General features: G+C 75.1%; 15 protein-coding genes and 1 pseudogene. 8 read left to right on the forward strand and 8 right to left on the reverse strand.

Annotated features, from left to right (window positions below):
- Position 1 precedes the first annotated feature (1 nt).
- Positions 2 to 1,090 carry a WD40/YVTN/BNR-like repeat-containing protein gene (locus AQJ11_RS32585; protein WP_059265547.1) on the reverse strand — a complete coding sequence of 363 codons (1,089 nt, stop codon included), beginning with the start codon at positions 1,088 to 1,090 and terminating at the stop codon, positions 2 to 4.
- 277 nt (positions 1,091 to 1,367) lie between these two features.
- Here AQJ11_RS32585 and AQJ11_RS32590 point away from each other — a divergent pair, with 277 nt between their 5' ends.
- A complete protein-coding gene (locus AQJ11_RS32590) occupies positions 1,368 to 1,961 on the forward strand; it encodes an Rv1733c family protein (RefSeq protein WP_059265548.1) in 594 nt (197 codons plus the stop codon).
- 179 nt (positions 1,962 to 2,140) lie between these two features.
- Here the strand turns inward: AQJ11_RS32590 and AQJ11_RS32595 are convergent, their stop codons facing one another.
- The gene (locus AQJ11_RS32595) at positions 2,141 to 4,141 is read right to left on the reverse strand and encodes a HEAT repeat domain-containing protein (RefSeq protein WP_059265549.1); all 2,001 of its coding nucleotides are present in this window, start codon (positions 4,139 to 4,141) and stop codon (positions 2,141 to 2,143) included.
- A 154-nt stretch (positions 4,142 to 4,295) separates the two neighbouring features.
- Positions 4,296 to 5,975: an acyl-CoA dehydrogenase family protein gene (locus tag AQJ11_RS32600; RefSeq protein ID WP_208616665.1), complete on the reverse strand. Its 1,680-nt coding sequence runs from the start codon at positions 5,973 to 5,975 to the stop codon at positions 4,296 to 4,298.
- A 72-nt stretch (positions 5,976 to 6,047) separates the two neighbouring features.
- On the opposite strand from AQJ11_RS32600, the gene AQJ11_RS32605 reads away from it, so the two are divergent.
- Positions 6,048 to 6,818 (forward strand): PaaX family transcriptional regulator C-terminal domain-containing protein, encoded by a 771-nt coding sequence (locus AQJ11_RS32605; RefSeq protein WP_059265551.1) that lies wholly within the window; start codon positions 6,048 to 6,050, stop codon positions 6,816 to 6,818.
- Between the two features lie 122 nt (positions 6,819 to 6,940).
- On the opposite strand, the pseudogene AQJ11_RS51475 reads toward AQJ11_RS32605, so the two are convergent.
- Positions 6,941 to 7,030 (reverse strand): annotated as a pseudogene (locus AQJ11_RS51475) (pectate lyase); the annotation flags it as partial.
- A 179-nt stretch (positions 7,031 to 7,209) separates the two neighbouring features.
- Between AQJ11_RS51475 and AQJ11_RS32615 the strand changes: the two are divergent.
- The 4 genes from AQJ11_RS32615 to AQJ11_RS32630 all read left to right on the forward strand — a co-directional run bounded on the left by AQJ11_RS32615 (position 7,210) and on the right by AQJ11_RS32630 (position 14,921).
- Positions 7,210 to 8,526, forward strand: coding sequence for an extracellular catalytic domain type 1 short-chain-length polyhydroxyalkanoate depolymerase (locus AQJ11_RS32615; protein WP_059265553.1), 1,317 nt, complete (start codon positions 7,210 to 7,212; stop codon positions 8,524 to 8,526).
- 130 nt (positions 8,527 to 8,656) lie between these two features.
- On the forward strand, positions 8,657 to 9,982 hold the full coding sequence (locus AQJ11_RS32620; RefSeq protein ID WP_059265554.1) for an SGNH/GDSL hydrolase family protein: 1,326 nt from the start codon (positions 8,657 to 8,659) through the stop codon (positions 9,980 to 9,982).
- Between the two features lie 136 nt (positions 9,983 to 10,118).
- Positions 10,119 to 10,631, forward strand: a complete 513-nt coding sequence (locus AQJ11_RS49365) for a hypothetical protein (RefSeq protein WP_059265555.1) — start codon at positions 10,119 to 10,121, stop codon at positions 10,629 to 10,631.
- 9 nt (positions 10,632 to 10,640) lie between these two features.
- Positions 10,641 to 14,921, forward strand: a complete 4,281-nt coding sequence (locus AQJ11_RS32630) for a cation-translocating P-type ATPase (RefSeq protein ID WP_059265556.1) — start codon at positions 10,641 to 10,643, stop codon at positions 14,919 to 14,921.
- 41 nt (positions 14,922 to 14,962) lie between these two features.
- Here AQJ11_RS32630 and AQJ11_RS32635 read toward each other — a convergent pair whose 3' ends face one another.
- Positions 14,963 to 16,042 (reverse strand): NADH:flavin oxidoreductase/NADH oxidase, encoded by a 1,080-nt coding sequence (locus AQJ11_RS32635; protein WP_059265582.1) that lies wholly within the window; start codon positions 16,040 to 16,042, stop codon positions 14,963 to 14,965.
- 75 nt (positions 16,043 to 16,117) lie between these two features.
- Here AQJ11_RS32635 and AQJ11_RS32640 point away from each other — a divergent pair, with 75 nt between their 5' ends.
- Positions 16,118 to 16,528 (forward strand): ArsR/SmtB family transcription factor, encoded by a 411-nt coding sequence (locus AQJ11_RS32640; protein ID WP_078611696.1) that lies wholly within the window; start codon positions 16,118 to 16,120, stop codon positions 16,526 to 16,528.
- Here AQJ11_RS32640 and AQJ11_RS32645 read toward each other — a convergent pair.
- On the reverse strand, positions 16,445 to 17,836 hold the full coding sequence (locus tag AQJ11_RS32645) for a nucleobase:cation symporter-2 family protein (RefSeq protein ID WP_059265557.1): 1,392 nt from the start codon (positions 17,834 to 17,836) through the stop codon (positions 16,445 to 16,447). The two genes, AQJ11_RS32640 and AQJ11_RS32645, sit on opposite strands and share 84 nt — an antisense overlap.
- A 125-nt stretch (positions 17,837 to 17,961) precedes the next feature.
- Positions 17,962 to 19,302: an FAD-dependent oxidoreductase gene (locus AQJ11_RS32650; protein ID WP_059265558.1), complete on the reverse strand. Its 1,341-nt coding sequence runs from the start codon at positions 19,300 to 19,302 to the stop codon at positions 17,962 to 17,964.
- A 198-nt stretch (positions 19,303 to 19,500) separates the two neighbouring features.
- On the opposite strand from AQJ11_RS32650, the gene AQJ11_RS32655 reads away from it, so the two are divergent.
- Positions 19,501 to 20,067, forward strand: a complete 567-nt coding sequence (locus tag AQJ11_RS32655; protein WP_059265559.1) for a DUF6214 family protein — start codon at positions 19,501 to 19,503, stop codon at positions 20,065 to 20,067.
- An 18-nt stretch (positions 20,068 to 20,085) separates the two neighbouring features.
- Here AQJ11_RS32655 and AQJ11_RS32660 read toward each other — a convergent pair whose 3' ends face one another.
- Positions 20,086 to 20,754 (reverse strand): TetR/AcrR family transcriptional regulator, encoded by a 669-nt coding sequence (locus AQJ11_RS32660; protein WP_014671170.1) that lies wholly within the window; start codon positions 20,752 to 20,754, stop codon positions 20,086 to 20,088.
- Positions 20,755 to 20,869: the final 115 nt, after the last annotated feature.

Here is a 20,869-nt window from a genome sequence, read left to right on the forward strand (position 1 = left end):
ATCAGCCGATCACCGCCGCCCGTACGCACAGCACGTCCGGCAGGTGCGCGGCCAGCAGTTGCCAGCTGTCACCGTCGTCGGCCGAGGCGTACACCTCGCCGTTGCGGTTGCCGAAGTACACCCCGGCGGGGTCGGAGTCGTCCGTGCACAGGGCGTCCCGCAGGACCGTCCCGTAATGGTCCTCCTCCGGCAGCCCCTTGGACAGCGGCTCCCAGCTGCGGCCCGCGTCGGTCGTGCGGAAGACCCGGCAGCGGCGCCCGGCGGGCACCCGGTCCTCGTCCGCGCCGATCGGGAAGACGTACGCCGTGCCGCCCCGGCGCGGATGCGCCGCCGCCGCGAAGCCGAACGTCGACGGCAGGCCTTCGCCGATGTCGGTCCAGTGCGCGCCCGCGTCGTCGCTGCGGTACACCCCCCAGTGGTTCTGGAGATACAGCCGGTCCGGCTCGGCCGGATCCCTGGTGATCTTGTGCACGCACTGGCCGAACTCCGGGTTCGGATCCGGCAGGAAGACCGCAGACACACCGGAGTTGGACGGCGACCAGCTCGCGCCGCCGTCTGTCGTGCGGAACACGCCCGCCGCGGAGACGGCCACCGTCACGACCCTGGGATCGCGTGCGTCGGTGAGCACCGTGTGCAGGCACTGGCCGCCCGCGCCCGGCACCCAGTGCGGGCGGGACGGGTGCTCCCACAGCGGCCGGACCAGCTCGAACGTCTCGCCGCGGTCCTCCGAGCGGTACAGCGCGCCCGGTTCCGTGCCCGCGTAGACCACATCGGGCTCGGCGGCGGACGGGTGGAGCTGCCAGACGCGCTCCAGGGAAGCGCCGGTCTCCTTCGGGAACCTCACGGCGGGCCGGGCCGGTTCGGTCCAGGTGCGGCCGAGGTCGTCGGAGTGGAACACCGACGGGCCCCAGTGCGCGCTGTCACCGCCCGCCAGCAGCCGGGGCCGGGTGCCGCCGGTGTCGATCGCCACCGAATAGACCGCCTGCGCGTTGAAATACGGACGCTCGTCGAACTCCCAGGGGCCCTCGCCCCTCCGCCGCGCGATGAACAGGCCTTTGCGGGTGCCCACCGCGAGCAGTACCTCGGTCATGCCGATCACCTCCGGGACGCCGTTGTCCCGATAGCCGTGCCGTCAGTTGTCGGCCAGTCTGCACCCCACCACTGACACTCAGCCCGGAGTACGTGTTCGTCCAGGTCACCGCCTGTGTCGCCGGGGTGCGGCGAAGATCGGCCGGTTCCGTTCGGGCATGCGCCTGCGGGAAGGGGGTGTCTCGTGCGACCGTCGGGGAGACGGCTCGTCGTGAGCAACGGAGCGGTCTCCCGCGTATGGGAGGGCGGTCCGGCCGGTCGGTGCGCTCGTGAGGAGGATGCCTTTGAAGGCGTTCCGTGGTCCGAAGGTGTGGCTGTGGCGCTGGCGGCGCAACCCGCTCAAACGCCGGGCCGACGTCGTGGAGGCCTGGGTGGTGCTCGGCGCCTGTCTGCTGACCGTCCTGGCCGGTGTGCTCGCCGGCCTCGCGGCGGCCGGCTCGGTGGAGCACGGACTCGCCCGGGAGCGGGCCACCTGGCGGCCCACCGTGGCCCGGGTCGTCGCGCAGGTCCCGGGGAAGTCCCCGGCGCACAGCAGCCATGCCTCCGCCGGGGAACGGGTCTGGGCCGAGGTCCGCTGGACAGTCACCGACGGCTCCGCCCACACCGGCCGGACCCGGGTGGAGCCCGGCAGCAAGCCCGGTACGCCGGTCACCGTCTGGACCGACCCGCAGGGCCACCTGGTCTCCCGCCCCACCACCGCCTCCGAGGCCGCGTTCCGGTCCACCCTGATAGGCCTCCTGGTCGGCGGGAGCACCGCCGCCGTCCCCTTCGTCGCCGGTCTGGCCGTGCGGAGCCGTCTGGAACACCGGCGCATGGAGGCATGGGACGCCGAATGGGCCCGGCTCGGCCCCCAGTGGGGCCGAACGGTCTGACCCCGCCGGGGTACGTCGGGTACGTCGGCCCGGCCCGGACGGGGTACGCAGGCCCGGCCCGGACGGGGTTCCGCATACCGTCGGCCGGCCCGCTCCACGGCGTGGGGAAGCGGGCCGGGCCGCAGCAGCGCCGCAGGGCTCCTCGGCCTCGCACGGCAGAGCGGAGCCCTCCGACGGGTCTAGAGCCCCGCCAGCACCTCCCGGCACCTCCTCAGCAGTTCCTCGTCGTCCGGGATGTCATGTCTGCCGTACGCGCCCCCTGGGGCCGTGTGCCGGCGTGGGTGGGTCAGTTCGGCGGTGATCAGGTCGCGCAGCGGCCCCGCGGCCGGGCCCATCGTGGTCAGGCACTGGGCGATCGGGCCGCGGGTGCGGGGGTCCGCCGTCCAGGCGGACCGGAAGACGGGCCGCACCGGTTCGGGATCCCCGGCGACGCGCCACAGCGCGCACGCGGCCGGTATCCGCTCCCGCACCGGTCCGGACCGGGCCAGGCGGCGCAGCTCGGGCAGCGCGGGGCGCGCGGCCGGGCCCAGCCTGCCGAGCTGCCGGACGGCGGCGCGCCGGGCGTCCGGGTCGTCCCGCGCCAACTCCCGCAGCAGCACGGGGAGTACGGCGGTGGCGTCCCCGTCCGCCGACCACAGCGCGCCCGCCGCGGTGGCCGCGTGCCGGGTGTGGAACAGCCGGCGCAGGAGCGGTGCCGTCTGCGCGGCGGCGCCCAGTTCCGCCAGCATTTCGATCACCTGGCCGGCGACCGCGTCCCGCGCTCCCAGGCCGTCGGGGGCGCCCGAGAGCAGCCGTACCAGTTCGGGCACGGCCTCCTTGTCGCCGATGGCCCTGAGCGCCGTCAGCAGCGGGCCGGCGAGCCGGGCGGCGGTGGGGGAGGCGAGCGGGACACGGCCGAGGCGGAGCCTCAACGCGGGGGCCAGCGGGGCCGCGGCCCGGCCCAGGTGCGCGGCTTCGCAGCCCAGTCCGACGGGCGCCGCCGGACCGGCCAGCAACTGGGCCAGGGCCGGGACCGCGCGGGGATCGCCGGTCCTGGCCAGCGCCTTGAGCGGGCCGCCCAGTGCGGGGGAGCCGCGCTCCCAGCGGTGCGTCCACAGGTCGGGCCGGGTGCTCACCAGCGCGTGCAGGTCGTCCGCGGCGGGCGCCGCCAGCGCGTGCAGCTCCGCCAGGACCGACACCGCCGCGTCCCGCAGGCGGTCCTGATCGGTGTTCAGCTGGGCGCCCAGCAGCCGGACGGGCACGCCGTAGTCGCCGCGCCAGCCACGGAACAGGCCCGCCGACATCCAGACGGCGTTGCACCGGTCGACCGGGTCCGGGCTGGTCAACTGCCCGGTGAGCAGGGCGACCCGGTCGTGCACGCGGTCTCCGAGCGCGGTGTGCAAGGTGCGCAGCAGCACGGCGCCCTGTTCGTCCGAGGGGCGCAGCCGCCGTATCCGGCGCACCAGGGTGTCCGTTCCGGAGCGCTCCGCGGGCGGCCGGCGTTGCGCGGACCGCTCGTGCAGCAGCCGGACCGCCGTGGGCACCAGGTCGGCGGGGAGCCGGACCGGCGCGTGGAGCGCGAGCTGGCCGAGTGCCGCGAGCCGCGGGCCCGGCGGGTAGGGCGGCGCGCTCTGCTCGGCCAAGAGGTCCAGCGCGCCGTCGGCGAGGGCGGGATACCGGCGCGCGAACAGGGCGAGTGCCTCCGTCAGGGCCGGCAGCACATGGTCGTCCCGCTCGGCCCGCAACCGCCGGCGCAGCAGCCCCAGGACCCGCACGGGGTCGTCCAGGAAGCGCACCAGCGCCCCGGCCGCCGCCCGGCGCACCACCGGGTCCGGGTCCCCGGCGAGCGCGACGAAGGCGTCGGCACCGGCGCGCACCGCCTCCCACGCCGCGTTCGCCGCACCCCCCGCGCCCGCGCTCCCGTCGCCCTCCCCGCCGATGCCGACCAGCAGTTCCACGATGCAGCCCCGGTCCGGCACCTCCTCGCGGGCCGCCAGCGCGAACAGGAAGGGCACACAGGCCGGCGTCGCTTCGTACACCCTCCCCTCGTGGTGCACCGCGTCGTACAGCCCGTCGAGCGCGGTCGCCCGCTCGACGGTGTCCGCGGACGCCAGGGCCCGTAACCACCGGGGCACGTCCTCCGCTTGGCCGTGCGCGTGCCGCAGCGAGGCCCAGTCGACCTCGTCGATCCCCGTGAACACGTTGTCCTCCCTGTCCTCCCCAGACGAGTGGCACCTGATCGGGAGTGTGCACCACGGCACTGACAACGGTCCGGAACCGCACGCTGACTGTGTGCGATCCGTCGGCGGTGACCGGCCACCGGACGCGGTCGCCCGGCACGCGCGCGTGAAGGGGTCAGTTCCGGTCGGGCAGGGCGCGCCCCAGGACGGCGTCGAGGTCGGTTCCCGGCGGCAGGGTGCCGAACGAGTGGCCCCAGTCGCCGCCCAGCCGGCTCGCGCAGAAGGCGTCCGCGACCGGGTGCGGAGCGTGCCGGACGAGCAGGGAGGCCTGGAGCGCGAGCGCCATCCGCTCGACCAGCCGGCGAGCGCCCACCTGATCGGTTCCGGCCACATCGCGCTGGAGCGCGGCCACGGCCGTGTCGAGCCGGGCGTCCGCCCCGCGCGCGAGGGCGAGTTCGGCGAACAGCGCCTCGGCGGTGTCCGGTTCGCGGCCCAGGGCGCGCAGCACGTCGAGCGCGTTGACGTTGCCGGAGCCCTCCCAGATCGACAGCAGCGGGGCCTCCCGGTAGTGCCGGGGCATGCCGGAGTCCTCCACGTACCCGTTCCCGCCGAGGCACTCCAGGGCCTCGGCGGTGAAGGCCGGGCCCCGCTTGGTGACCCAGTACTTGCCGACGGCGGTGGCGATGCGCCGGAAGGCCTGCTCGCCCGCGTCCCCGCGCACCGCGCGGTCGGCCGCGCCGGCCAGCCGCAGCGTGAGCGTCGTCGCCGCCTCCGACTCCAGCGCGAGATCGGCCAGGACGTTGCGCATCAACGGCTGGTCGATCAGCCGGGCGCCGAACGCGCTGCGGTACCGGGCGTGGTGCCCAGCCTCGACCAGCGTCTTGCGCATCAGGGTCGCCGAGGACATCACACAGTCCAGGCGGGTGCAGTTGACCATCTCGATGATGGTCTTCACGCCCCGCCCCTCCGGCCCCACCAGCCAGGCCACGGTCCGGTCGAACTCCGGCTCCGAGGAGGCGTTGGACCGGTTGCCGAGCTTGTCCTTCAGCCGCTGGATGCGGAAGGTGTTGCGGCTGCCGTCCGGCAGTATGCGCGGCACCAGGAAGCACGACAGCCCGCCCGGGGCTTGCGCGAGCACCAGGAAGACGTCGCACATCGGCGCCGACGTGAACCACTTGTGCCCGCGCAGCGTGTAGACGCCCGCCTCCCCGGTGGGCGTGGCCGTGGTGGTGTTCGTCCGGACGTCGGAGCCGCCCTGCTTCTCGGTCATGCCCATCCCGGCGAGCAGTCCGGGCTTGTCGGCCGGAACGCGCAGCCGGGGGTCGTACTCGCGGCTGGTGAGCAGCGGCTCGTACAGCTTGGCGAGATCCGGCTGTGCGCGCAGGGCCGGCACGGCGGCGTACGTCATCGACGTGGGACAGCCGTGTCCCGCCTCCGTGTGCCCCCACACCAGGCCGCCCGCGGTCCGGGCGACGTGCGCGCCCGGCCGGTCGTCGGCCCACGGGGCGCCGGCCAGGCCCTCGGCGACCGCCGTCCGCATCAGGTGGTGCCAGCTCGGGTGGAACTCCACCTCGTCGACACGGTGGCCGTAGCGGTCGTGGGTGCGCAGCACCGGCTCGTACCGGTTCGCCAGCTCGCCCCACTCCTGCGCCTCCGCGCTACCGGCGCGCGCCCCCAGCCGCCGGACGCCCTCCTCGGCCCACTCCGCGCCCTCCCGGCGCAGCCCCTCCAGCAGGGCCGGGTCGTCGGAGGCGTCGTAGGGGGCGAGCGGCGGTGGCTGGTTGGTCACGTCGTGCGTGGCGTACGACGGCTGGGACGGCGACGGCAGCTTCGACTGCTCGGAAATCGAGACCATGACTGCCATGTTGCACTCTTCCTACGGCTGTAGCAATGATGCAACAAGGGAACGCACGTACAGTACGGGGCCATGCGCATGAACGTCCCCGCGGAGCCGGACGCGGACGCGGCCGGCCTGCGACCGCTGTCGGCCCGATCGGTGGTGCTGAGCCTGCTCCTCGGTGTGCATCCGCCCCGGCTGCCGGTGAAGGACCTGGTCCGGCTGGTGGAGCCGTTCGGGGTCGGCGGCTCCACGCTGCGGGCCGCGCTGAGCCGGATGGTGGCCGCCGGCGACCTCCGGCGCGGCGACGCCGTCTACCGGCTCAGCGACCGGCTGCTGGCCCGGCAGCGCCGCCAGGACGAAGCCGTGCGTCCCCGCACGCGCGCGTGGGACGGCGACTGGGAGATGGTGGTGATCACGGCGACCGGCCGCGGCCCCGCCGAACGCGCCGACCTGCGCGCCCGGCTGACCGCCCTGCGTCTGGCCGAACTCCGCGAGGGCGTCTGGCTGCGCCCGGCCAACCTCGACCGCCCGCTGCCGGGCGACCTGCGCCAGGTGGCGCTGACGTACACCGCGCGCCCCGACGAGCCCCCGCGCGAGCTTGCCGCCCGGCTCTGGCCGCTGGCCGACTGGGCGGCCACCGCGCGCTCCCTGCTCGCCCGCGCGACCGGGGCCGACCACCCGGCCGTCCGGCTCACCGCCTACGCGGCGGCCGTCCGGCACCTGCTCACCGACCCGGTCCTGCCGGCCGCGCTGCTGCCCGCCGACTGGCCGGGGGAGGACCTGCGGAGGGCCTACGCCGACTACCGGCGGGAACTGGCCACGACCCTGGGTGCCTTGGAACCGGAAGGCGAACGCTGACCGCACGAGCGGGGGTGGTCCAGCCCGCCGTGACGATCCCGCGGGGACGTGGGACCGCCGCGCATCGGCGCGGGTGTCCCGCTCACCGCGGTGTCCGGGCCGCGCGGGCGCCCGGCCGGCGATCACTGGTAGGTGATGTCCGAGCCGGAGTACTTGCCGTTCGCGGCCGGCTCCTTGCCGGTGTTGTTGCCGATGCACTTCTGGCACGGAACGCTTCAGGACCGTGCCGGGGGCGAGTTCCAGCAGTCGCGCAGCGCGGTCCCGGTCGGAGAGGAAGTGCCGTGGGAGCGCTTCCATGAATTGCGTGTCCATGCCACGATGCCGGGTGTTCCTCGCACGACGCGCACGCAGCGCGCCCTCGCACGAGCCGCGATCCGAAGGGACGAGTGACGTGCTCCCCACACCGCACCGCTCAGGAACCGGACCCCGCAAGGCACTTGTCGCCCTCCTGGGCGCCCTCCTGCCGCTCCTCGCCGCACTGGCCCTCGCCGCATCCCCGGCCACGGCCCGGGAGCGGGCCGTCCCCGCGGCCACCCTCACGGAGGTCACCGGCTTCGGCGCCAACCCCAGCAACCTCCGGATGTACGTCTACGCACCGGGCAACGTCACCGCGCACCCGGCGGTCGTGGTGGCCGTGCACTGGTGCGGCGGCTCCGCCTCCGCGATGTACTCCGGCACCGAATGGGCCTCGCTGGCCGACCGGTACGGGTTCGTCGTCGTGTACCCGTCGGTGACCCGCGCCAGCAAGTGCTTCGACGTCTCCTCCCCGCAGGCGCTCCGCCGCGGCGGCGGCAGCGACCCCGTCGGCATCCGGTCCATGGTCGACTGGGCGACCCGCACCTACGCCGCCGACACCGGCCGGGTCTTCGTCACCGGCAACTCCTCCGGCGCGATGATGACCAACGTCCTGCTCGGCGACTACCCCGACGTGTTCGCGGCGGGCGCCGCCTTCTCCGGGGTCCCCTTCGGCTGCTTCGCCACCACCGACGGCTCCGAGTGGAACAGCGCCTGCGCCGGCGGCACCGTCAGCCACACCCCGCAGGAGTGGGGCGACCTCGTGCGCGCCGCCTACCCCGGCTACACCGGTCCGCGCCCCCGGATGCAGCTGTGGCACGGCACCGCGGACGACACCCTGCGCTACCCCAACTTCGGCGAGGGGATCAAGCAGTGGACGAACGTGCTCGGCGTGAGCCAGACCCCGGCCGCGACCGACACCCCCGCCTCCGGCTGGACCCGCACCCGCTACGGCGCCACCGGTGACCGGGCTCCCGTCGAGGCGATCAGCCTCCAGGGCGTCGGCCACAACCTCTACGGCCCGGGTATGGCCTCCCGGGCACTCACCTTCTTCGGTCTCGACGGCGGCACCACCACCCCGCAGCCGCCCGCCGGCGCCTGTGCGGTCACGGCCGGCGTCAGCGCCTGGAGCACCGGTCTGACCGCCTCCGTGACCGTCACCAACACCGGTACGACCGCGCTGAACGGCTGGAAGCTCGGCTTCACCCTCCCGGCGGGCCAGACCATCACCAACGGCTGGAACGCCACCTTCAGCCCGAACTCCGGCGTCGTGACGGCGACCAACGCCGCGTACAACGCCACCCTCGCCCCCGGCGCGAGCGTGACCATCGGCTACCAGGCCACCCACACCGGCGACAGCGCGGCACCGGCCGCCTACAGCCTCAACGGCAGTGCCTGCACGGTCGGTCCATGACCCGGGGGCGCGCACCGCAGCGGCATGAGCCGTCGGCGCGCGCCCCGCCGCACCGGAGCTCCGGGCAGCCCCACCCGTCAGCTCCGCGCATCCGGCCCCCGTCGTCGCCCCGCACCCCGGAAAGGTCTCCGTGAAGTCGCCCAGCAGAACGCCGCTCGCCACCGTCCTCAGCACCTGCGTCCTCGTCCTCGCCCTCGCCGTGACGGCCTCAGCGCTCACGGCACTGGTCAAGAGGGCGCAACCGGCCACCGCCGCGGCCGGCCCCGGCCGGCACTGGGTGAACACCTGGACCGGCATGCCCCAGCTGACCGAGCCCGCCAACCTGCCGCCCGCGCCGTACACCGGTGAGAAGTCGGTGCTCGTCGACACCACCCTGCGGCAGACGGTGCGCGTCACCGCCGGCGGCCCCCGCATCCGGCTGCGGTTCTCCAACGCGTACGGCGACACCCCGCTGCCGCTGACCGCCGTCACCGTGGCCCTGCCCCGCGACGGCAGGGCCGGGGCCGGCGCGGTCGAACCCGGCACCCTGCGCCGGGTCACCTTCGCCGGCCGGGACTCCACGACCGTCCCGGTGGGCGCTCAGATGGTCTCCGACCCCCTCGACTTCGAGCTGCGCGCCGGGTCCGAACTGACGGTGACGGCGTACACCGCGCGCGGCCAGGCGTCGCTCGCGCTCACCTCCCATCCCGGCTCGCGCACCACGTCGTACCTCGCGCACGGCGACCACACACGCGACCTGGACCTCCCCGGCGCGACCGCCGTCGACCACTGGTACCTGCTCAGCGACGTCGAGGTGCTGGCCTCCGGCCGTACCGAGGCGGTCGCCCTGGTCGGCGACTCCCTCACCGACGGACGCGGCTCCACCACCAACGGCAACGACCGCTGGCCCGACCAGTTCTACGACCGCCTGCACGGCAACCCCGCCACCTCGGACATCGCCGTCCTCAACCAGGCGGCCGGCGGCAACCGCGTCCTCAACGACGGGCTCGGCCCCAACGTCCTCGCCCGCCTCGACCGGGACGTCCTCTCCCGCAGCGGCGTGGCCTGGCTGATCCTCTTCGAGGGCGTCAACGACATCGGCACCGCCGACGCCACCCCCGAAGCGCAGCGCGCGGTCACCGACGACCTGATCGCCGGGTACCGGCAGATCGTCGTCCGCGCCCACGCCCAGGGCATCCGGGTCTACGGCGCGACCCTCACCCCGTTCGGCGGCAGCACCCTGTACGACGATCCGGCCGGCGAGCGGGAGGCCGCCCGGCAGCGCGTCAACGCCTGGATCCGCACCCCCGGCCACTTCGACGCGGTGCTCGACTTCGACCGGGCGGTACGGGACCCCGAGGCCCCCGACCGGCTCCGGCCCGCGCTGCACGCCGGGGACTGGCTGCACCTCAACCCCGAGGGCTACGGCGTCCTGGCCGCGGCCGTGCCGGCGGGGCTGTTCCGGCACACCTCCTGACGGGTGGGGCGGGTGGCGCCGAAGGGATTCATGGCATTTCCTTGGAAATGGTGGTTTCCCCGCGAAAGGAGGGGATGACCAGCACGGTCGCGGGCACTCGGTGGGGCACGCAAGACGATCTCACCCGAGGAGAGTCATGGCTGAGCAGAAGTCGTCGGCCCTCACGGCGCCCCTGCGCGGCGCGGCCTCGGTACTGCGCAGGGTGCCCGGCGCCGGAACGGTGACCAGGGCCGCCGAGGAAACACTGGACAAGGTCGGCGCGGTCTCGCCCCGCGGACGGCGCATGGCGGTCTACGCGGGAGCGGGGGTGCTCGGCGCCGCGGGCGTGGTGGAGTGGCCCGTGGCCCTCACCGGCGCGGCGGTGGCCTGGCTCACCCAGCCCCGGCCCGCTCAGCAGGTGGGCGCCGGAGAGCCGGCCCCGCCCGCCGAACCGGCGCACGACCTCGGCACCGCGGCCCTCAGGTCCGGCGGCGGGGGACACGGGCCCGACCAGGCGGCCGGTACCGCGACGCCGGGGCCCGCCAAGGAACCCGGTCACACGGCGGCGCCCAGCCCGTCCGAGGGCGCCCACGGTGTCCGGGCGTCGGCGGGCAAGACGTCCTCCGGTCCCCTCGGCCCCACCGCGCGCCCCGATCGCACCACGCTCTGAGGAGGTCATGTGCCCGGTCTGCCGACGGCGCCGCCGTCCGCCGCCCGCCGGCTACAGACGGCGCCACGCCTGCTCGCGCGGGCGGCGGCACCGGCGGTCGGACTGGCCGCCGGCGCCGCTGCCAGAACCGCGCGCGCCGGCGTGCGGGGCCTGGACGCCGCCGCGCGTGTGGGGCGGGTGGTGCGCAACGCGCTGCCCGGCTCCGGTGACCACTGGCGGGCCGGCGCCCGCACCCACCTGGCGGTACGGCCCCTGGAAGAGGGGCAGGCGCGGCGCGCGGGCGGCACGGAGCACCTGGCGCGCCGGGTGGCCGAGGCGCTGGCGGAGCACCCCGACGTCCTCGTCGCCTACTGGGACCAGGGACTCGCCCGCCTGGTGGTGACCGTGACCGAGGAGGAGGCCGCCGACCGCGTCCTGGACCACGCGGCCGGCCTCGCCGAGCGGCACGGGCTCGTCCTGGAGGGCGCGGACGTGGAGGAGACCACGCATCCGGCCGACCCGGCCGGGGTGCGCGCGGCGGTGGCCACGCTCGCCGCCGACGGCGCCGGGATCGCGGTGGCGCTGACCGCGTACGCGCTGCGGCTGCCGCCCTCGCCCCGGGTGGTGACCGCGGCCGTGACACTCCTGCGGGAGAACCCCCGTTCCCGCGCATGGCTGCGCGCCCGGCTCGGCGACTCCGGGATGGACCTCCTGCTGGCCTGCGCGAACGCCGCCGTGCACGGCGCCGGCCAGACCCCCACCTCCCTGGTGCTCGACGGCGCCCTGCGGGCCTGCCAGGTGGCCGAGACGGTGGCCCGCTCGGCCGCCTTCGACACCATGCACGACCAGTTGTGCGCCCCCGACCGCGTCAGCCTCGCCGCGCAGGGCCCGCCGCGCCCGCCGCTGCGCGTCTCCCCGGCCCAGGAGTACGCGGCCCACGCCTCCGCCGGCAGCCTCCTGGGCGCGGCGGCCACCCTCCTGGTCAAGCACGACGGCGCCGAGGCGGCCGAAGCGGTGCTGGCCGGCTCCCCGAAGGCCGCCCGCTACGGTCCCGCCGCCTTCCACGCCGTGCTCAGCGCCGCCCTGGCCCGCACCGGCGTGCTGGTCCGCGCCCCGGAGCGGCTACGCCAGCTGGAGATGGCCGGCACGGTCGTGCTGCACCCGAGCGCGCTGCGCACCGAGGACGGCGAGGCCGACCCGTGGGCCGAACCGGTGCTGGACGCGGCCCGCCGGGCCGGGCTCCGGGTCGTCCTCGTGGACGACCCGGCCCTGGAGGACTTCACCGGCCTCGCCGACCAGGTCGTCGACGCCCGCAGGCCGCTGGACGACGTCGTGTACGAGGCGCGTGGCGACGAGGGCGCCGTCCTGGTGGTCGCCCGGGTCCGCACGGCCGACGAGCACGACGTGCTGGACGCCCTGCGCGCCGCCGATGTCGCGCTCGCCCTGACCGACCGGGACGCGGCGGTGGTCTGGGGCGCGGACCTCCTCGCCCTGCACGGCCTGCCCGACGTGTGGCGGGTGCTGACCGCGGTCCCGGCCGCCCGCCGGGTCGGCCACCGGGCCCAGACCCTGGCCCGCTCCGGTGCCGCGCTGTCCGGGCTGCTCGTCGCCATCGGCGAGTCCGGCGGCGGACGTGGCCGCCGGTCCGTGCTGCCGGGGCTCCGGCACGCGCCCGTCGACGCCGGCGCCGCCCTGGCCCTGCTGTCCGGGATGCGGTCCGCGCTGGGCGTGGTGGCGGCCCGCTCCCCGCACCCGCGCCCCCGGGTGCACTGGCACGAGCTGGACCCGGACGAGGCCCGTGACCGGCTGGCCCACGAACCGGCCGCCGACACCGGCGGGCTGGGCGCCCGGATGCGCAAGGCGGCCGAGGGCGTCGGCCGGCACCCGGTGGTCGCGCCCGCCCGCTGGTCCTACCGGCTCGGCCGCGCCGTCCGCGGCGAGCTCCAGGACCCGCTCACCCCCGTCCTGGCCGTCGGTTCGGCCGCGTCGGCGATCCTCGGCTCCGTCATGGACGCGCTGCTCGTGGTCGGCGCCCTCGACCTGAACGCCCTGGTCGGCGGCATCCAGCGGTTGCGGGCCGAGCGGGCGCTGTCCGGGCTCGTCGCGGAGCAGAAGCAGAGGGCGCGCCTGGTACCGCCGGAGACCGAGGCCCCGGTCGGCGGCACCCGCACGGTGGAGGCGGGCAAACTCCGGCCGGGCGACGTGATCCAGCTCAAGACGGACGACGTGGTCCCCGCCGACGCCCGGCTGCTGTGGCAGGACGGCCTGGAGGTGGACGAGTCCGCCCTGACCGGGGAGTCGCTGCCGGTGGAGAAGCAGACGGACCCCACCCCGCACGCCCCGGTGGCCGACCGGCGCTGCATGCTCTTCGAGGGCACGACCGTGGTGGCGGGCGATGCCCGGGCCCTCGTCGTCGACACCGGCGACCGCACCGAGGCCGCCCGTGCCGTCCACCTCGCCGCCCGTACGCCCCCGGCCGCCGGCGTCCAGGCCAGGCTCCAGGAACTCACCCGCAAGGCACTGCCGCTGACGCTGGCGGGCGGCGCCGCGGTGACGGGGCTGGCGCTGCTGCGCGGCACCCCGATCCGCGAGGCGGTCAGCGGCGGGGTGGCGGTGGCCGTGGCGGCCGTACCGGAAGGGCTGCCGCTGGTGGCGACGGTCGCGCAGCTGGCGGCCGCCCGGCGGCTGAGCCGGGGCGGGGTCCTGGTGCGCACCCCGCGCACCCTGGAGGCGCTGGGCCGCATGGACACCATCTGCTTCGACAAGACCGGCACCCTCACCGAGAACCGGCTGCGGCTGGTGCGCACCTCCGACGCCGGGGGCACGGTCCGCGCGGTGGACGACGCCGGCTCCGAGGAGACGATCCGGGCCGCCGCGCGGGCCTGCCCGCGGCTGAACGGCGACTCCGACCGGCCGGTGCACGCCACCGACGAGGCCGTGCTGACCGCGGCGCCGCCCGACCCCGACTGGACCCAGTTCGCCGACCTGCCGTTCGAGGCCGCGCGCGGGTACGCCGCCGCCGTCGGCCGGAGCGGGGACGGCCCGGCCGTCCTGGTGGTCAAGGGCGCCCCGGAGACCGTGCTGCCCGCCTGCACCGGACTGCCGGCGCACGCCTCCGACTCCGCGCACACGCTGGCCGGGGCCGGTCTGCGGGTCCTCGCGGTGGCCGAACGCCGGCTCGGCGCGGGGGAGGAGGAGTCCGACGTCCTCGAACAGCCGCTCCGGGACCTGGAGTTCGTCGGTCTGCTGGCGCTGTCGGACGTACCGCGCGAGACCTCCACGGCGCTGGTGAACGGGCTGAACGCGGCGGGCGTACGACCGGTCATGCTCACCGGCGACCATCCGCAGACCGCGCGGGCCATCGCCGCCGACCTGGGCTGGCCGGAGGACACCGTGGTGGTCACCGGCGACGAACTGGCCGCGGCCGACCGCGCGTCCCGGGCCCGGATGCTGCGCGACGCGGGCGTGGTGGCCCGGGTGGCGCCCGAACAGAAGCTCCAGGTGGTGGAGGCGCTGCGGGACGCGGGCCGGGTGGTCGGCATGGTCGGCGACGGCGCCAACGACGCCGCGGCCATCCGCGCGGCCGACATCGGCGTCGGCATCAACGCGCGCGGGTCGGCCGCCGCCCGCAACGCCGCGGACATCGTGCTGACCGACGACGACATGACGGTGCTGATCGACGCGGTCGGCGAGGGCCGCGCGCTGTGGCACAGCGTGGCCGACGCGATCGCCATCCTGATCGGCGGCAACGCGGGCGAGGTCGGGTTCGGCATCCTCGGCACGCTGCTGTCCGGCCGGGCGCCGCTGTCCACCCGGCAGATGCTCATGGTGAACCTCTTCACCGACCTGTTCCCGTCGATGGCGGTGGCGGTGACCGAGAAGGAGGGCGAGGCGGACCTGGGGCATGTGGAGGAGGCCGCCGGAGTGCTGGGCGATCCCCTGCTGCGGCAGATCCGTCACCGGGCCCTGACCACCTGCCTGGGCGCGCTCACGGCCTGGCTGATCGGCCGTTTCACACCGGGCACCGCCCGCCGCTCCAGCACCATGGCGCTGTGCGGGGTGGTCGGCACCCAGCTCGTGCAGACCCTGCTCGACCGGCGCGACAGCCACCTGGTGCAGATCACCTCGCTGGGTTCCGCGCTGGCCCTGGTGGCCGTGGTCCAGACCCCGGGCATCAGCCGCGTCTTCGGCTGCACCCCGCTCGGCCCGGTCGCCTGGGCGGGTGTCGTGGCCGCGATCGCCCTCGCCCTGGCGGGCCAGCGCACACTGCCCCGGCTGGAGCGGACCGTCGGGCGGCTGCTGCCGGCCTGACCCGCACCGCCGGGCCGGGGAACCGGCCCGGCGGCCCCGGCTCAGACCGAGCGGTGGTACTGGTCCGGGACCCGGATCGGTGCCTTCAGCTCACGTGCCGCCTGGCGGGCCCAGGACGGGTTGCGCAGGAGTTCCCGGCCGAGCAGGACCGCGTCCGCCTCGCCGTTCGCCACGATCTTCTCGGCCTGCTCGGGCTCGGTGATCAGGCCCACCGCGGCGACCGGCATGGGGGTCTCGGCCTTCACCCGGGCGGCGAACGGGACCTGGTAGCCCGGCCCGGTCGGGATGGAGACGCCGGCGGCGTTCCCGCCGGTGGAGACGTCGAGCAGGTCGACACCGTGGGCGTGCAGGTCGCGGGCGAGGCGGACCGTGTCCTCGGGGGTCCAGCCGCCGTCCTGGAGCCAGTCGGTGGCCGAGACGCGGAAGAAGACCGGCTTGTCCGCGGGCCACACCTCTCGTACGGCGTCCACGACCTCCAGGGCGAACCGGGTGCGGTTCTCGTAGGAGCCGCCGTAGGCGTCGGTGCGGTGGTTGGAGTGCGGGGAGAGGAACTCGTTGATCAGGTAGCCGTGGGCACCGTGGAGCTCGACGGCCTCGAACCCGGCGGCGAGCGCCCGGCGCGCGGTGGCGGCGAACTGCCCGACGATCTCGGCGATCTGGTCCACCGTCAACTCGGTGGGGACGGGGTGGCGTTCGTCGAACGGCAGCGCGCTCGGGGCGAGCGGCTGCCAGCCGTGCGCCTCCGGTCCGACGGGCGCGCCGCCCTTCCACGGCCGGTCGGTGGACGCCTTGCGGCCGCTGTGGCCGATCTGGATCGCCGGCACGGTGCCCTGGGCGGTGAGGAAGCGGGTGATCCGGCGGAAGGCCTCCACCTGGGTGTCGTTCCACAGCCCGAGGTCGTACGGGGAGATCCTGCCCTCGGGCGAGACCGCGGTGGCCTCCACCACGATCAGGCCGGTGCCGCCGGCGGCCCGCGCCGCGTAGTGCGCGAAGTGCCAGTCGTTCGGAGCGCCGGTGAGCGGCCCCTCCGGGTCGGCCGAGTACTGGCACATCGGGGGCATCCACACCCGGTTCGGGATGGTCACTTCGCGCAGGGTGATGGGCTCGAAGAGCGCACTCACGACGTACTCCATTCGTCACGGACCGCTGACCGGTTCGTACGGTACTCCTCGTACTACGATGGATGTCAAACTACGATGACTCTCGTACAATGCGGGCAGTCGAGCTTCTTGCGAGGAAGGGCAGTCGCCGTGACCGACACCGCCACCGCCGGCCGTGCGCTGCCGCATCCGGAACGGGAGCAGATCCGGCTGGAGTCCGTGCTGCACGCGCTCTCCGACCCGATGCGGCTCCAGATCGTGCGCGAACTCGCGGCGCGGGAAGCGGAGTTGACCTGCTCGCAGTTCGACCTGCCGGTCACCAAGTCCACCAGCACGCACCACTTCCGGGTGCTGCGGGAGAGCGGGGTGATCCGGCAGGTCTACCGGGGCACGGCCAAGATGAACGGCCTGCGCCGGGACGATCTAGACGGCCTCTTCCCGGGGCTGCTCGACAGCCTCCTCGCCGCCGCCGACCGGCAGTCCGGCCGACTGCGCGCCGACGGCTGAACCCCGCCTCACCGGAAGGTGGTTGAAGAGCAGGTTCAGCACGATCGCGGACAGGCAGCCCGCGCTGATGCCGCTGTTCATCACCGTCTGGAACCAGTCCGGGAACTGCGCGTACACCGTGGGCACGCCCACCGGCAGCAGGCCGATCGCCACCGAGACGGCCACCACGGTCAGGTTGTCGTTGCCCTGGAAGCCGACCCGGGCCAGCGTCCGCAGCCCGCTCGCCGCGACCGTCCCGAACATCACCAGGCCGGCCCCGCCGAGCACCGGTGCCGGGATCGCCGCGACCACCGCGCCCAGCTTGGGCAGCAGACCGAGCAGCACCAGGATCCCGCCGGCCGCCGCCACCACCCAGCGGCTGCGCACCCGGGTCATGCCGACCAGGCCCACGTTCTGCGCGAACGCCGTGTACGGGAAGGTGTTGAACACCCCGCCCAGCACGGTGGACAGGCCGTCCGCGCGCAGCCCGTCGGCGAGGGGGCGCGGCTCGACCTTCCGCCCGGTCAGCTCACCGACGGCGATCAGGTCACCCGTCGTCTCGGTCATGGTGACCAGGGCGACGACCAGCATGGACACGATCGCGGACAAGCGGAATTCCGGTGTCCCGAAGTGGAACGGCGTGCTGACACCCACCCAGTCGGCATCCCCGACCCCGCTGAAGTCGGTGAACCCGAACGGCACGGCGACCGCCAGACCGGCCGCGATGCCGAGGAGCACGGCGATCCGGGAGAGGAAGGCGGGCGCGAACCGCTGCACGCCGAGCACCACGGCCAGCACGAAGCCCGCCAGCGCCAGGTTCCTCGGCTCCCCGAAGTCCTTCGCCCCGGCGCCGCCCGCCGCCCAGTTGCCCGCGACCGGCAGCAGCGAGACCCCGATGATCAGGATCACCGTGCCGGTCACCAGCGGCGGGAAGAAGCGCAGCAGCCGCCCGAAGAGCGGCGCGAGCAGCATGATGGCCAGCCCGGCGACGATCACCGAGCCGTAGATCGCGGGCAGTCCGCCCCCCGTCGTCCCGATGAGCACCATCGGTGACACGGCGGCGAACGTGCACCCCTGCATGATCGGCAGCCGGACCCCGAACCGCCAGAAGCCGACGCACTGGATCAGCGTGGCGATGCCGCACACCAGCAGGTCCGCGGTGATCAGATACGCCAGGTCGGCGGGCGACAGCTTCAGCGCGCCACCCACGATCAACGGCACGGCGACGGCGCCCGCGTACATCGCGAGCACGTGCTGCAACCCGAAGGCGGCGAGCTGTCGTACCGGGGGTATCTCGTCGACGGGGTGCACGTCTGCGGTCGTGGCCATGGGAGCTCCATCAGCGGCGGGTGGGGAGTGGCATGCGGACAGGACGAGACCGTAGGCGCCTTGAACAGTTTGTTGATTTCCGGCCCGTTGCCGGTGTGTGTCCTGCCCGCCCCCGGACAGCCGCGCTACGACAGCACCCGCGCCGCTCCGAGCAGCGCGTCCCAGTCGGAGAGTTTGACCACGCTCCGCCCCAGTCGCGCCCCCAGCTCGGCCTCGGCCCGCTCGATCGCCAGCCAGCCGTCCCAGGGCACGGGCTCGACGCCCGCCGCCCGCAGGGCCGCGACCGGGTCCTGCGGCACGTCCGCGCGGCCGAGCGCGGGAGCGTCCGCGAGCAGCGAGGTCACCGTCTCCTTGGCGCAGGGCCGGTTCGTGCCGATGACCCCGGTCGGACCGCGCTTGATCCACCCGGCGACATACTCGCCGGGGGAGGGGACGCCGTCGCGCAGCACCCGGCCCTCCTGGTGCGGGACGGTGCCGCTCGCCGGGTCGAACGGCAGCCCTTCCAGCGGCACCCCGCGATAGCCCACCGAGCGCAGGACCAACTGGGCGGGCACGTCCTCGTACCGGCCCGTGCCGGTCACGCCGCCCGTGCCGTCGGGTGCCGTCCGCTCGAAGCGCACGGCACCCACCCGGCCGCCGTCGGCGAGCAGCTCCACCGGGCGCAGGAAGAACCGCAGCCGGATCCGCCGTGCGGCGGCCACCGCGGGAGGCCGTGCCGCCCAGTCGCGCAGCACCTCCACATTGCGCCGCGGCCCCGCCGGCAGCTCGCCGGGATCGGCCGGATCGAGCGCCAGCTCGGCCTTGTCCACGATCACGTCGGTGTCCGGCAGCCCGCCCAGTTCGCGCAGCTCCTTGGTGGTGAAACGGGCCTGTGCGGGACCGCGCCGGCCCACCATCTGCACCTCGGTGAGCCCGCTCGCCGCCAGCGTGTCCAGCGCGGCCTGCGGGATGTCCGTGGGCCGCAGCTCCGCCGCACCCCGGACCAGCATCCGGGTGACGTCCACCGCGACATTGCCCACCCCGACGACGACCGCCGAGCGCACCCCGCGCAGGAAGCCCGCGTCGACCGCGTCCGGGTGCGCGCTGTACCAGGAGACGAACTCGGTCGCCGACCAGCTGCCCGGCAGGTCCTCGCCGGGAATCCCCAGCCGGCGGTCGGTCGCCGCGCCCACGCAGTACACCACCGCGTGGTAGATCCCCCTCAGCCGCTGGGCCGGCAGCCCGCCGGGACCGCCCACCCGGACCCCGCCGAGGAACCGCACCCGCTCGTGCTCCAGCACCGTCCGCAGGCTGTTCTGGAGGGACTTGATCTTCTCGTGGTCCGGGGCGACGCCGTAGCGGACCAGGCCGTACGGACACGGCAGCCGGTCCAGGACGTCCACCCGGACCTCCGGATCACGCTGAACGAGGCCCTGGGCGGTGTAACACCCACTCGGCCCGGAACCGACGACGGCGACACGCAGCACAGCGGTACTCCTCGCCCGAAGGAGGGTGTGGCGACGGCTCCAGCATGGCACCGCGGGGGCCCCGGCGGCAGGGGCCGGTGGGGTGACCCGGGTGCGTGTCCATACGTCCGGGTGTGGTCACGACGTTACGTTGCGTGGGTGCCAGAAGCATCCTTTCTTGATCTTCCCGATCGGAACGCGGAGGATGGCGCGGTCTCCGTGTGGCCCGCGTGGCAGGTGCGGGAGCACGGGGGCGTCACCTCCTGGTTCCAGGTCCGGCTGGCCTTCCCCGACGGGGCCCGGGTCGACGCCCTGGCCGTGGTGAGCGAGGGGCGTGTCTCCATCGAGGACGTCCAGGCCGAGCCGGCCCTGTCCCTCGCCGACCTGACGGCGCTCGCCGACTGGATCGAGGGGCCGCTGTTCGCGGCGTGCGGTGTCGACGCCGGGGCGGACCCGGCGTGCGGCGACCCGGTGTGCGGCGCGGACACGGGCGGGGCGGACGACGGCGCGACCCCGGACGCCGAGTACCCTCCGGCCGGGGAACCCCAGCCGGACGCCGTCATCGCCGTCGTCGACGCCGTCGTACGCCGAGCCCGGCCGCCCTGGCCGCGCGGCACCGAGGGCCGCCGGCTCGTCGCGCGGGAGTACCGGGCGGCACAGGACGAGGGCGCCGACCCGGTGCTCGCCGTGATGAACGCGACCGGACGCGGTCGCCGGCGCGCCCTCCGGCTGATCGCCCAGGCACGGGACGCGGGCCTTCTGGCACCCCGTCACGCCCGGCGCTGACCGAGCGGCCGGACCCCGTCAGGGCGTGCCCGGCCGCTCCTCCGTGGCGAAGAACCGGGACAGGTCCTCCAGCCCCGCCCCCGGCTCCGCATCGCCCTCGGGAGGCACACCCATCTCCCAGTCGAGGCCGTACCGCTGGAACAGCTCCGCCCGCAGCACCGGCACGGGCATCGGCACGCCCGGCACCAGGGCCGCGAACACCGCGCCCATCAACAGGGCCCGCAGCATCGGGTAGTCGGCCGAGACGTTCTGCGCGCCGTACCGGGCGACGGTGTCGCTGAGCAGCTCCGCCAGCCGGCGCTGCTCCGGGCACTGCACGAAGCCCTCGGCCTGGAGCAGGCCCGCCATGTGCTGGCGCATCAGCACGGGCCGGTCCCGGGCGAGGCCCAGGATCGCGTCGATGGCCCGGGCCAGCCGCTCCCGGCCGTCCTCGGTGCGCGGCTCCCGCTCCAGCGCCTCCTCCAGCGTCCGGTGCATCAGGCGGTGCACGGCGGACTGCACCAACTGGCGTTTGCCGGGGAAGTAGTACGACACCAGGCCGCGCGCCGAACCGGCCCGGTCCGCGATGTCGCCCAGCGTCGTGGCCTCGAACCCGTGCTCGCCGACCAGCTCCACGGCGGCCTGTAGCAGCCGCTCCCGGGAACGCCGCCGCAATTCTTCATTGACCGAGGCGCTGCGCGGGGACATCCTGTAACTCCTGCGTTGACTGGCTGCCAGCCAACTATACTCAACGCAGCGGGTACGCCCATGCCCGGGGCCCGCCCGGAACAGCCGTCCGTCTGGGGCGACGCGGGGGATCGTC

Source organism: Streptomyces corchorusii, from assembly GCF_001514055.1.
Taxonomy (GTDB): domain Bacteria; phylum Actinomycetota; class Actinomycetes; order Streptomycetales; family Streptomycetaceae; genus Streptomyces; species Streptomyces olivaceoviridis.